This window comes from Veillonella faecalis, assembly GCF_024677885.1.
Classification (GTDB): Bacteria; Bacillota; Negativicutes; order Veillonellales; family Veillonellaceae; genus Veillonella; species Veillonella nakazawae.
Genome location: NZ_JALBWL010000001.1, coordinates 757,531 through 770,452 on the forward strand (window position 1 = coordinate 757,531; position 12,922 = coordinate 770,452).

Annotated in this window: 12 protein-coding genes; all 12 read right to left on the reverse strand. The window is 37.6% G+C overall.

The genetic code is table 11. From position 1 onward, the window contains the following. Nucleotides 1-13: 13 nt before the first annotated feature. The 12 genes from MOQ65_RS03570 to hypF all read right to left on the reverse strand — a co-directional run bounded on the left by MOQ65_RS03570 (nt 14) and on the right by hypF (nt 12,901). Entirely contained in the window at nt 14-1,300 is a 1,287-nt protein-coding gene (locus tag MOQ65_RS03570) for an AMP-binding protein (protein WP_257846667.1), read from the reverse strand. 10 nt (nt 1,301-1,310) lie between these two features. Further along, complete coding sequence (locus tag MOQ65_RS03575) at nt 1,311-2,417, reverse strand: thiolase family protein (RefSeq protein WP_119206289.1); 1,107 nt, start codon at nt 2,415-2,417, stop codon at nt 1,311-1,313. Nucleotides 2,418-2,483: 66 nt separating this feature from the next. Then, complete coding sequence (locus MOQ65_RS03580; protein ID WP_005387058.1) at nt 2,484-2,996, reverse strand: biotin transporter BioY; 513 nt, start codon at nt 2,994-2,996, stop codon at nt 2,484-2,486. 8 nt (nt 2,997-3,004) lie between these two features. Beyond that, on the reverse strand, nt 3,005-3,571 hold the full coding sequence (locus tag MOQ65_RS03585; protein WP_005387060.1) for a hypothetical protein: 567 nt from the start codon (nt 3,569-3,571) through the stop codon (nt 3,005-3,007). A gap of 168 nt (nt 3,572-3,739) precedes the next feature. Beyond that, entirely contained in the window at nt 3,740-4,603 is an 864-nt protein-coding gene (galU, locus tag MOQ65_RS03590) for a UTP--glucose-1-phosphate uridylyltransferase GalU (RefSeq protein ID WP_257846668.1), read from the reverse strand. Between the two features lie 13 nt (nt 4,604-4,616). Beyond that, entirely contained in the window at nt 4,617-6,170 is a 1,554-nt protein-coding gene (locus MOQ65_RS03595; protein ID WP_257846669.1) for an LptA/OstA family protein, read from the reverse strand. 37 nt (nt 6,171-6,207) lie between these two features. After that, entirely contained in the window at nt 6,208-7,326 is a 1,119-nt protein-coding gene (locus MOQ65_RS03600; RefSeq protein WP_257846670.1) for a hypothetical protein, read from the reverse strand. A gap of 108 nt (nt 7,327-7,434) precedes the next feature. Continuing rightward, nucleotides 7,435-7,881 (reverse strand): hypothetical protein, encoded by a 447-nt coding sequence (locus tag MOQ65_RS03605; protein ID WP_005387067.1) that lies wholly within the window; start codon nt 7,879-7,881, stop codon nt 7,435-7,437. A gap of 258 nt (nt 7,882-8,139) precedes the next feature. Further along, entirely contained in the window at nt 8,140-9,147 is a 1,008-nt protein-coding gene (gene hypE / locus MOQ65_RS03610) for a hydrogenase expression/formation protein HypE (RefSeq protein ID WP_257846671.1), read from the reverse strand. Between the two features lies 1 nt (nt 9,148). After that, nucleotides 9,149-10,267, reverse strand: coding sequence for a hydrogenase formation protein HypD (gene hypD, locus MOQ65_RS03615; protein ID WP_178885248.1), 1,119 nt, complete (start codon nt 10,265-10,267; stop codon nt 9,149-9,151). Continuing rightward, nucleotides 10,236-10,478 carry a HypC/HybG/HupF family hydrogenase formation chaperone gene (locus MOQ65_RS03620; protein WP_156719259.1) on the reverse strand — a complete coding sequence of 81 codons (243 nt, stop codon included), beginning with the start codon at nt 10,476-10,478 and terminating at the stop codon, nt 10,236-10,238. The genes hypD and MOQ65_RS03620 overlap by 32 nt, the downstream gene beginning before the upstream one ends. Nucleotides 10,479-10,621: 143 nt before the next feature. Beyond that, nucleotides 10,622-12,901 (reverse strand): carbamoyltransferase HypF, encoded by a 2,280-nt coding sequence (hypF, locus tag MOQ65_RS03625; RefSeq protein WP_257846673.1) that lies wholly within the window; start codon nt 12,899-12,901, stop codon nt 10,622-10,624. Between the last annotated feature and the right edge of the window lie 21 nt (nt 12,902-12,922).

Below are 12,922 nucleotides of genomic sequence, written 5' to 3' on the forward strand. Positions count from 1 at the left end.
ATAGCAAAAACGATTACCCTTTATTATACCACTCTTTTAGTTTTCGTTTATCAACTTTTGAGCATTCTGTAAGGGGTAACATAGGAATTTCTAGAATTGCTTTTGGCCATTCAACTGAAGGTCTTTCGTGATGAATAATTTCTATAATTTTACTTAATTCAGTATTATCCTCTAATACCATATAAGCAACAAAGTCTTCCCCACGTATATCATCATGTATCGTAATAACAGCCACTTCAGAAACGCCCTGTAAGGATTGTAAATACAATTCCATTTCGGGAATAGAAATTTTATATCCCCCTTTATTGATTACATCACCTTGTCGTCCGTTAAACATAAGGTATCCATCTCTATCAATATAGCCACAATCATTTACAGTATATGTATCCGGAATGCCTTCAATATGATGCTTTGTAGTCACATAAATAACACCGTTCTGCTCTTCTATTCGGACAGATGGAAATGGTCTTCCCACAGTACCTTCTCTATCTAACCACTCTTTACCTGTACAATATGTTATATAGTTAAGCTCAGTAGCACCATAATAAAGAATGAACTCCATATTCGGACATATTCGTTCTAACTGTTCCATCAACTGTCGATCCAGTACTTGTGATCCTGCGATGATATAGTTAATAGAGTCTACTTTACTTTTGCAATGACGTACTAATAATCGTAATTTTGTTGGTAATGCATATATATGGTCCACATGATATTCTTCAATAAGCTGGATCCATCGATTTGGGCGCAACGAACTCGTTGTAATAACTGTTCCTCCAGACCATAGTACAGCGATAACCATATTACTAACACCAGTGAAACTAAAGCTTCCATGTAAGAATATTTTTGTATCTTTGTTTATATGAAAAATATCGTTTTGGATATCAAAGAACTCTCTCCACGAGCTTTCACTACGCCACAAAGGTTTTGGACGCCCAGTAGTCCCAGAGGTAAGTACACCAAAGTCAGCTAAAGGTGCCACCCCTTTATATGCTATAATACGAGCCAATTCCTCAACATACTCTGTATCCATCTCGTTATGGCATACCATAGGAATATAACCGGTATACAATACACCCAACCACTGTACAAGTTGTTTCACAAATGATTGACTCTGAATTAAAGCAACTATATGTTTCGGTGATTCTTTAGTTTGAGCAACATTTACTATACGACTAGTATCATTAATATCTATGGATAAAATAGCATCATACAAATCACCGTATGTATACTTTTTATCATCTACAATTAGAGCAATCTTGTGAGGATCTAATTCTTTATATTGTCGTAAACGTTCCATAATTGTCATTTTACATTCGTTCCATAATTAAAGCAGTTCCTGTACCGCCTGCGCCGGCAATAGCACACAAACCGTATCGACCATTACAGGATTCTAAAGCAGCCATGCAATGAAGAGCTAAAATAGCCCCAGAGCAGCCATAAGGATGTCCATAGGCTAAGGCACCACCCAATTTATTATATTTTTCTAAATGCTTAGGATAGGCCTTATTGAAGAGAACATCAATGATAGCAAAGGCTTCGTTCCACTCTACTACATCAATATCATCCATCGTTAGACCAGTGCGTTTTAAAATCGCTTCTGTGCTTTCTAAAGCTCCTTCTGGACTAAACTGAGGATTTCCCGCCCAAGGCATAATACTATGAATTCTAAAGGGCCCTTTTTCATTAGATACATATACAAAAGCCGCGCCATCATGAGTTAAACAAGCATTGCCTGCATTTGTAATGGAATTAGGTCCTAATAAAGGCTTCATACGTGATAATAGTTTCTCATTCATCTTAGGGCGAATACATTCATCTACACATGCTTTTCCATCGATGGTAATAGGCATAATATAAGATTGCAAATATGGATTATCTAAGGCCTCAATGGCCCGTTGGTGACTGCCAATAATGTATGGATATAAATCTTCCTTGAGTACATTATGCTTTTGAATCGTCCTCTCTGCCCCTTCTAACATAGCTAGAGGAGAACAATCGTTAGGGCTAAACTGAGCAACCTTATATAGGCCTTCACGATTATCACCAGCTGCATACATCCTATCGGGCTGTAATGAAGAACTTTCAATACCACCAGCAATAGCCGAATCCATAACACCTGATGCAATATGTGTATAGGCCATCTCAATACTCATCAAGGCTGATGCACATTGCATATCTACGGTAATCCCAGGAACAGAATTCGGTAAATTAGTCATGAGCCCCATAAGGCGACCAATATTCCCACCTGTACCAACTGCATTACCACAAAAGATCCCATCCACTTGTGAAATATCATAACGATTGATTAATTCATTAATGAGTTGAGCTCCTAACATTTCAGGTCTCATATTTCTATATTGTCCATGTAATACGCCTATAGGGATTCTAAGCCCACCATGAATATATACTGACATATTAGCTCCTATAAGAAAATGCAGAAAAGAGGCATCCCAAGGAATGCCTCTTTTCATTATTACATTCTAAATTTTAATTTTAGTTGCTAACCAAGAAGCAACGAGACATTTTACAATATCCCCAGGAATGAATGGGAACATTACTACAGGCAATGCCGCCCAAAGTTCAGTTTTTGTTACAATCATAAAGCCTGCAACGCCAAATAGATATACTACAGGAATAGTAATTACAAGAGAACGCCATGCATAAGAGAAAAAGCTCTTCTTAGAACCTTTGAATACGCTTAATAATGTATAAGCTATTGGCCAAGAGAAGATAAAGCCCCCTGTTGGTCCTAATAATTTGCCAAGACCTGCTGTGCCACCAACGAATACTGGTAAACCTACAGCACCAAGTAAAACGTAAATGATAAATACAATAAATGCATCCTTTGGTTGCAATAATAGACCTGTTAATGTAGCCACCAAAGTCAATGCAGTTACCATAGCCGGACTAAATGGCAATGGGAACGAAATATATGCTGAAATACATAATAAGGCTGTTAATAAAGCCATTTTTGTTAAACGTCTTGCTTCCATAATTACCTCTAACTAATACATCTTTGTTTTAAAGATGTTAAATCTTCATTTTCACCAAAAAACGTAGCAGAAAATGCCAATGTGTCACCTACATAACCTTCTACATGAGCATCTTCAGAGTTTTCCACCAAAGTTACCTGATCATCTGCAATAACGGGTGCATGAAAATAAATAGCCATCTGCTGTGCAGATTTACTAATATTCCAATAATTCCATAAATTTTCTAAAATCATACAACCAGGCACTACATAGGGCGATTCACGATGAATTTCATTGGTATCGTTAATATCATTTACAAATCGTATGATATCCTCCTTAGAGAAAGATATCGTCCGATCATTCTCTTCTTCATGAATTATTGAACGAATACGAAATTTTCTCGGTACCGGTCGTAAATCAACTATTAAAAAACCTGATTTGTCTAGAATACCAATTGTAGTAGTTTTAGCAACTTGATATAAAATGCCACAGATAGATTGATCACTACCCGAAGCATCATAATGCATATGCTTAATAACACTATGCCCTGGTAATCCAAAATCATTATTACACAATGTTGTAAAGAGCGATCTCATATAATCACAGTCCTTTATTTATTCAATAAATTGATTATAATCAACATTATTTTATTAGTCAACAAAATCACCTTAGTTTTGTTGACAATAATACAAAAATATCGCCATTAAATAAAAGAACCCATGGTAACATCCACAGGTTCTTTCTTATATACATATATAGCTTCACTATTTAAGGTCTAGTTCTTTCAAATATGCTTTGAAGTTCTCACCTAACTCTTCATTACGAAGGGCATACTCAACAGTAGCTTTCAAGTAACCTAATTTATCGCCTGTATCGTAACGAATACCTTCATAAGCTAATGCATACGTATCGGTTTTAGATGCTGCTAGAGCATCAGTTAATTGAACTTCATTACCTACGCCTGGTTTTGTATTTTCTAAAATATTGAAAATATCTGGCGTTAAAATGTAACGACCTAATACTGCTAGTCTAGATGGTGCATCTTCTTTTTTTGGTTTTTCCACCAAATTATGAACGCGATATAAATTATCCGCTAATGCTTCACCAGATACAATGCCATAAGAGCTAACTTTATCTTCAGGTACAAATTGAGCCCCTAAGATAATACCAGGATGTTCATCGTAACACTCAATTAACTGTTTAAGGCATGGATTTTCAGGATTATATACAATATCATCACCAAGTAATACAGCAAATGGTTCATCACCAATAAAGGCTTTTGCACATAGTACAGCATCGCCAAGACCACGAGGAGCTTTTTGACGAATAAAGTGAACTTTAATATCTGCTAAGTCTTTAATCATAGCCAATTGTTTATTTTTACCTTGGCTTTGTAAAAGCAATTCTAGTTCCACACTGCTATCAAAATGATCTTCAATAGCGCGTTTATTACGGCCTGTAATGATTAGGATCTCATCAATACCAGAATCTAATGCTTCTTTTACAATATATTGGATAGCAGGTGTATCCACGATAGGAAGCATTTCCTTTGGTTGTGCTTTAGTAGCTGGTAAGAAGCGTGTACCAAAGCCAGCTGCTGGAATAACGGCTTTTCTAATACGTTGCATAGTTATCTCCTAATTAAAAGTCTTTGCCAACAAATTTGATTTTCCATTGATCATTATTGCTTCTATGTGCATCCTTATAAGTTAAGTACAAGTCAAAGGAATGTAAATCACGATGCCATGTATAATATACAGAGTCTATCTGACCACTCATCATATTTGTTTTAACACTTACAGACACATCATCTAAGCGAGTCAATTTATAGTTACCGCCATAGATGAGCTCTTTAGGAAGCTCTGTAGTATCAAATCGATATGGAGAGTTATTATAAGAAATATTACGTTGATTATAGCTAACCCATACATTAGCACGATTTCCCACTTTAGAGCGGAATCTAGCGCCCCAGTAAGGCATGCTACGAATCGTGCCATCGTAACCATAGTAGTCGCGTTGGTAACCGCCCAAGAAGCGTAAATCAGCATTTTTACCAAGCTTAATTGGATCATGAGATATTTCTGTATAGTATTCCTTATGGGAACCTTTTACAGAACCTTCTTTCCAATAACCGGCATTAACGCCACCGCGTACAGTTACTGGTGATTTACCCACATGATACGTATGAGTATCTAAACGTGCCTCACCAATCTTTTCAACCCATACCGTTTCATCATTATATTCATTAGATTCTTTACTGTACCCAATTGACGCAGTAGCCCAAGGCAAGTAGTGTCTATAACCAACTTTTGGTTTAAAGCCTGATTTTGAATACCAGCGATAATCGATATAAGCTTCACCATGCTTACCAATTGGATAATCAGTACTACCATGCAAGCCAAGTCCATCATCACTACTATATGTAGGTTTTGGAACCAAGGAGAAAATACTAAATTTACCCTCTTTATCATGACGAAGGGATGCTGTATAAGAAGGCAAAGATAAAACCTTGAAGTTTTTAATATAGAAGGATGGTTTTTTGATAACTACTTTATCGCCAGGATATACCTTGATATCTTGACCTTCTACACGATAGTCAGGTGTATGTTTAAAAGCCATCGCATGTTTAGTGGTAACCATGCCTTTTTCCATATGACCAGTTTCACCATCAAATGTAGCATTTTGCCCTTTTACATAGTAAGGATCATTCCAACCAAAAGCTTGATCAGCTGTAAAATGGTGATCACTAGTACGATATGTCATATTTTGACCTGTAATATCCTTAGTTTTACCGCCATTTTCTAAAAAGCGATATCCACCAACAGTACGATATTCTGTAGTTTTCGTATTACCTTCTATACGTGGAGACATCAAAGTTTGATTACCTTGAGTCACTACTACATCACCTTGTGCATATACATCACCAGTGGACCCTGTATAGGACATTTTGTCTGCATCAATACGAGTCGGCAACTGTTCTGTAGGTTGATCAGACTTTGTCTTTTCACCACGACGTACAACACGGATATTACTATTGTCAGGTGTAGATGCTTTAGAGATTTCTCCAAGATAGGATTGATCAACGCTATCCAATTGATCTTGATATACCGTGGTTGACTCTGTAACGGCCCATACTGGTTGTGCTAAACAGAAAACACATGCCGCTGCCAGCCATTGTACTTTACGTTTCCTCATGGTTACTAGAACTCCTCTTGCTTTAAGAATTTGTTAATTATTGATTACGCTTTACAACTACGATAGGTTGAGAAACATTTTCTACTTGCTCTTCTTGTTCTTCTACTGCTGCTGGTTCCTCTATTGTTGTTTCATTTTCATCAACAGCCGCTTCATTAGTATCTACAGTTTCTTCAGATTCATCTGCTGCATTCGGTACAGTTACAGCTTCAGCCAATTCATCATCACTATGAGCTAAACCGTCACCACCAATTACAAGACCTTGAATTGTTACAGAATCTTGAGGTTGTACATAAATTGTTGCACCAGCAGGGTACTCAATATTTTTCCCCTTAACAAAAGCGCCACCTACTAAACCTACCGGTCCAAGTAAAACAGCACCAGCTACAGATGCACCTGCAGCTTTTACTTCATTACGAGTTTTGTCTTTAGCTTCTTTACCTTGTACAGCAGTGAATTCTGTACCATCGATAGCAGGAATAGTATCGAATGTAATATCTAATGCACCATTACGACCAAAGGAACGGGCCTTTTTCAAGGAAGTAATTGTACCAGAACCTACTGTACCTGCAGGAACTAATAACACATTGCCATCCATAACATTTTCAGCTACTGTGAAAGCAACAGTGTCGCCTTCATGGCTAGTTTTTGAAGAAACAGCATCATTCAATGTAACTTTGAAAACTTGGTTCCCAGCTAATGTCCCCACTTGATTTGTGAGCGTTACATTGCTGCCATATACTTTTGTTTTTAAAGAAATAATACGTTTTTGTAAAGAGCCGCTACCAATACGACCATTAACGCTACGTTCCATCTTTTCTACACGATCAACAAGAGAACCTGCATTAATGCTATTTTGATATGTATATTCAAGTGCGTCCATTTCTTCGCGCAAAGAAATATTTGTGCCGCTACCTTCTACGGAGTTATAAAGGGAATCGACACGTTTGCTCAATGTAGCAGAATTGCCATTGAAACCAGTACCATACACGGTTTCATCAAGTTGATTAATGCGGTCCACTACAGCACCATCTTGTACAGCGCCATATACAGTAGTTTCTAAAACATTTGTTTTTTCTGTAACTGTACCAGGAGCAGCAAACGCAGTGCCTGAAATCAAGGATGCCATTAAAAGTGTAAGTACTTGCTTCTTCATAAATTCCTCCACAACGTATCTAATGTATAACTGTTATACAACAGAATAAGCACGGGCCTAAGACCGTGCTTATTCCCTGAGTCTACTATTTTATATGCTCAGTGGCCATTAAATTTTCAAATCGATAATAGCAGATACACCTACGCCTTGAACACGAGATGCACCAACTGGGTTTGTGCTATCAACTGGTACTAAACCTTTTACACGAACCATACCGTTAAAGCTACCTTCAACTTGAGCAACCGCTTTAACTTGTTCAATGCTAGATGCTGGGCCAGTTACTTGAGCAGCACCAATATAACCTTTTGTACCAATACTGATAATAGGTACAACTTTAGTTGTATACTCTGTGCTTAAGTTATTTTGTTTCAATAATTTATTTAAGAAAGAGTCAATTTGAGGACCGAATTTATTGATAACAATACCGATGCCACCAATTTTAGCTGCACCACCAAGAATACTGCTAAGGCCGCCAGCTTGAGTAGTCAAGATGCCACCAAATGCAGTTGTAGTTAAACAAATCCCTAGAACAGCTGTAATAATCTTCTTTTTCATAATAAGCCTCCTATAGATACTTATATTTTAACAAATTCTATACATAGATTCTAGTGAAAGTATAAGAACTTACACATAAAGATACTAGCATTGTATAAAAGTCCGATGAACAATCAATGAATTTTACACAACTTAATTTAATGCTACTATCATAAAAGATTATTGTCAATATCTACTATTTTTCACAATCTATAAGTACAAAAATTCTTCTTATACATATAAAATCAGCTAAATATAAAATAATCTTAGTCTATATAATTAGCAGATACGAGGGACTTGATCTTCACCTAACAAATCAATTAAACGGACACCACCAATTGCGGTTTGCAATCCAACCTTGCCAATATTTTTATCTAATGTTTTACCGATTAATACAGCTTCTTTACCTTCTTCAAAGCCACGAAGAATGGAGAGAACTTCTTCTGTAACGGATTGATCTACTACCAGTACAACCTTTCCTTCATTTGCTAAATATAATGGATCATATCCTAAAATATCACAAACAGACTGTACTTCAGCGTGAATTGGTATAGCCGCTTCTTCTACCTTAATACCAACTTGACTTTGGTCTGCAATTTCTTTTAAAACAGTACCTAAACCACCACGTGTAGGATCTCGCAATAGAGCCACTTGAGGCCCCACTTTATCAAGTACAGCATGGACCATATTGTTTAAAGGGGCACAGTCAGTTTTTAAAGAATCAGATAGGTCTAATCCAAACCGTTGTCCCATAACAGCAATAGAGTGATCCCCTATAGCACCAGATAAGATAACATCCATTCCCGGCTTTACGCGATGTGGACCAATATCTATCCCTGTTGGAATCATACCAATCCCCGCAGTATTTATGTAGATTTTGTCTACCTCACCCTTTTTAACAACCTTAGTGTCACCTGTAACAATTTGTACATTTGCAGTTTTTGCCATATCTGACATGGTATGAAGGATTTCATCTAACTCATTAAAGGCAAGGCCTTCTTCTAAAATGAGCCCACAACTCAAGTATTGTGGAATAGCACCATTCATAGCTAAATCATTCACTGTACCACATACAGCTAATTTACCAATATTTCCGCCAGGGAAAAACGCTGGTTGTACTACATAGGAATCTGTAGAGAACGCCATACGTCCTGCTGTAACGGGAAATTGAGCACCATCGTGTAAAGGAGCTAATAAATCATTTGTAAAATATTTCAAAATAAAACGCTCGGTCAACTCATGACTATATCGACCACCGTTTCCATGGACTAAGCGAACTCGCTCCATATTAATCCTCCCACGTCGATCCACCACTGGAATAACCATATTTATACCATGCAGCACAACTACCTTCTACAGATACCATGCAGGCACCAACTGGATGGTCAGCAGTACAACTTTTACCAAATAATGGACATTCACTCGGTTTAATAAGACCTTGCAATACACGGCCACATTGACAACCCTTCGGATCAAGAGAAGGTCGTTCAAGATGGATAGGTAATGCACGTTCTACATCATAGGCTGCATATTCGTCCTTTAATCTTAAACCAGAATTTGGAATGACACCTATACCACGCCACGCATCATCACATACATCATATACCTCTTTGATCATCGCTTGCGCTACGGGATTACCCTTCTGCATAACTACAGAATGATATGTATTGCCTACTATAAAATTACTAGTTTTTCGTTGCTCTAAAATATTTGCTATAGCAGATAAAATTTCAATTCCATCAAAACCAGCAATACATGATGGTATGTGATACTCTTCAGGTAAGAATTGATATGGTTCTTCTCCGATAATAACACTCACATGACCCGGCAAAATAAAACCATCAATATGACCTTCTTGTTTATCTAATAAAGCTCGCAATGCAGGAGGCACTAATTTATGAGATACAAGGAAGAAAACGTTCTTCAAGCCTGCTGCATGAACAGCTTTTACAGTTGCACAAATAACGGCAATAGTCGTTTCAAAACCTATGGCTAAAAATACGATTTTCTTTTCCGGATATTTCTTACTAAGTTCTACTACCTCTAAAGGCGTATAAATTACATGGATATGCGCGCCCTTTGTTTGAGCTTCACTAAGACTACTATAACTACCTGGCACCTTTAACATATCCCCAAAGGTTGCAATAATAACATCATCACGTTCAGCATAAGCCAAAGCCTTATCCATATACGTTTGATCCGTTACACATACAGGACATCCTGGTCCACTAACAAGTTCAATGCCACTTGGCAATAACTGACGAAGACCTTCACGGAAAATCGATACAGTATGTGTACCACAAACCTCCATAAGTCTCACGGTTTCCCCTGGCTTATGAAGAGTATTGATACGTTTTAACAATGCATCAGCACTGTTATGCTTTTCCTGCAAAGTAAGCTTCTTCAAGTTCTTCTAGCTCCTTAAAGGCCTCTAATGTTTTTTGTGCCTCTTCTTCATCAACAATTTGTACAGCAAAACCTGCATGGACTAACAACCAGTCCCCTACCTTTGCTTCTGGTACGAGGAGTAAGCTGCAGTCACGGGTAGCACCTGTTAATTCTACAGTGCCAATAACATCATTCACAGCTATTAACTGTGCTGGTACAGCTAAGCACATATTATCTCCTTATATATTACTTTAATAACAAATTCTATAAGTTTACTTTTATGTAAGTAAACTTATTATATATAAATATTTCTAATATTATTGTATCACAATTATAGTATTTATTAAGTGATACTAGCTACATGAGTATATAACTATTTCTGATTACCAATCCATAATTGGCCGAGTGCTAAGCCCCCATCATTAGAAGGAACAGCCTCATTCATATATAAATTGCCTACATGCCAAGCGCGATATATTAACTCTACTAATTTGCGATTTTGAAATACACCGCCTGATATGGCCGCATCACTAATATTATATCGCTCCATTAAATCGGCTGAAGTTTCACATAATGCAATGGCAACGGTTTTATGGAATGATGCTGAAAGATGAGCTTTAGATTCACCTTTAACGACACCATCCATAATAGATTGAACAGTTGGAGTAAAATCAAGAATTCGACCGTCATAGTTATAATCAAGCAATATGCCTTTTTCATCACCACATAAAGATTCTAATGCAATAGCAATTTGCGCATCATAGGTATGAATCATGCCTAGGCCTAAAAGAGAACCTGCTGCATCAAATAAACGTCCACAGCTCGTTGCTTGAATCATAGGCATTGTAGATTGTAATGCTTTATCTAATATTTCCCAACCTTTAGGTAGCCTGTTCATCCAATCTTGGTAAATAGGTGGAATATCATTACCATAATAATTTCTGATATACCATAAGGCTTGACGCCATGGCTCAGAAACCGCTTTTTCTCCACCTGGTAACGGCGCTTCATGGATATGAGCTAATCGCTGATATTCGTTGCCTTTACAAAGAAGGAATTCACCGCCCCATACGCTTCCATCTGAACCATATCCAGTACCATCCATGGCAATACCTAGTACAGGGCCTTCAAGATTGTGTTCTGCCATGACTGATGCAATATGAGCATGATGATGTTGGACAGGTATAACAGAAATCTGTGAACTTTTACCAATACGTTCTCCTAAGTGAGAAGAGAAAAATTGAGGATGACTATCTACCATAATTTTCTCTGGTTGTATAGAAAATAATTTCTCATATCGGTCAATAGTCCACTCCAAAGTTGCATGAGTGGATGCATTCTGTAGATCACCAATATGTGGTCCTACAAGAACTTCAGAACCTTTATTCATAGCAAAAGCATTTTTTAAATCACTCCCCATGGCTAATATCGGAGTTTGCCCTGAAATTTCACAATGAATAGGTTCTGGCACATAGCCACGACTACGACGAATAAATCGAGGTTTCTTATGAATAACAGTTACAACAGAATCATCGAGAGGTGCATAAATTTTCCGATTGTGGACCAAAAAATAATCAGCTACTGACCCTAACTCTTCAAATGCTTGATTATCATCATATAAAACGGGATCACCGCTACGATTGCCGCTCGTCATGACCCACGCCGCATCTGATGGTAATAGTACCTCATGCATCGGTGTATATGGTAACATTACGCCAAGCATATGATTATCTGGCGCTACATGGGTACTCAAATGGACTAAACTATCGTGATTTCTTTCTAATAATACGATAGGACGTTCCATTCCAGTCAAAATATCTAGTTCTACATCACTAAGATGGACTAGCTCAATTGCCGTATCTAGCGACCCTACCATAATTGCTAGTGGTTTATGTGGTCTGTTTTTACGCTTACGTAAGCGTTGGACCGCTACATCATTTCGAGCATCACAAACTAAATGATAGCCGCCAATCCCCTTTATAGCGATAATACTACCTTCGTTGATTAATTCACGGGTTGTATTCCATACATTTACTGTATCTACAACCGTACGATTAGGTTTATATAGAGTATAATGCGGCCCACAAAGAGAACACGCATTAGGTTCAGCACGATAACGGCGCCCCTCTATATCCTCATATTCAGCCTTACAAGCTTCACACATAGGAAACTCATCCATCGTCGTTCGCTCACGATCATAAGGTAGAGATTTAATAATCGTATACCGAGGGCCACAATTTGTGCAATTAATAAAAGGATATTCTTTTCTACGTTTGTCCCGTTCTAGTTCTTTAAGACAGTCATCACATGGCGCTGTATCAGCACTAATAAACGTACTAACCTCTTCACCTAATGGAGAGGGCTTCACAGAGAACTCAACTTCATTGTTTTGTATAGTAAGATGTTCTACCCGTTGACTTGTAATGCGGCACAATCGAGGTTGGTCATCTTGAATCGCATCTAAAAACAACTGCAAATCACTAGTATAACCTTGTATCTCGACGTAAACACCTTGGCTATCATTATATACAAAACCTGTTAAACCTAGGGAATGTGCCCACATAGAAACAAGGGGCCGGAATCCGACCCCTTGAACTATACCGGTATAACGAATTCCCCAGCGTTCTATAGTTTGATTACTATTTTGTTTCATATAAACTCCTACTATAGACGG

What these genes read in the sequence shown, in the direction of transcription:
- MOQ65_RS03570 (WP_257846667.1), bottom strand. Translation starts at nt 1,300, where the DNA reads ATGGAACGTTTACGACAATATAAAGAATTAGATCCTCACAAGATTGCT.
- MOQ65_RS03575 (WP_119206289.1), bottom strand. Translation starts at nt 2,417, where the DNA reads ATGTCAGTATATATTCATGGTGGGCTTAGAATCCCTATAGGCGTATTA.
- MOQ65_RS03580 (WP_005387058.1), bottom strand. Translation starts at nt 2,996, where the DNA reads ATGGAAGCAAGACGTTTAACAAAAATGGCTTTATTAACAGCCTTATTA.
- MOQ65_RS03585 (WP_005387060.1), bottom strand. Translation starts at nt 3,571, where the DNA reads ATGAGATCGCTCTTTACAACATTGTGTAATAATGATTTTGGATTACCA.
- galU (WP_257846668.1), bottom strand. Translation starts at nt 4,603, where the DNA reads ATGCAACGTATTAGAAAAGCCGTTATTCCAGCAGCTGGCTTTGGTACA.
- MOQ65_RS03595 (WP_257846669.1), bottom strand. Translation starts at nt 6,170, where the DNA reads ATGAGGAAACGTAAAGTACAATGGCTGGCAGCGGCATGTGTTTTCTGT.
- MOQ65_RS03600 (WP_257846670.1), bottom strand. Translation starts at nt 7,326, where the DNA reads ATGAAGAAGCAAGTACTTACACTTTTAATGGCATCCTTGATTTCAGGC.
- MOQ65_RS03605 (WP_005387067.1), bottom strand. Translation starts at nt 7,881, where the DNA reads ATGAAAAAGAAGATTATTACAGCTGTTCTAGGGATTTGTTTAACTACA.
- hypE (WP_257846671.1), bottom strand. Translation starts at nt 9,147, where the DNA reads ATGGAGCGAGTTCGCTTAGTCCATGGAAACGGTGGTCGATATAGTCAT.
- MOQ65_RS03620 (WP_156719259.1), bottom strand. Translation starts at nt 10,478, where the DNA reads ATGTGCTTAGCTGTACCAGCACAGTTAATAGCTGTGAATGATGTTATT.
- hypF (WP_257846673.1), bottom strand. Translation starts at nt 12,901, where the DNA reads ATGAAACAAAATAGTAATCAAACTATAGAACGCTGGGGAATTCGTTAT.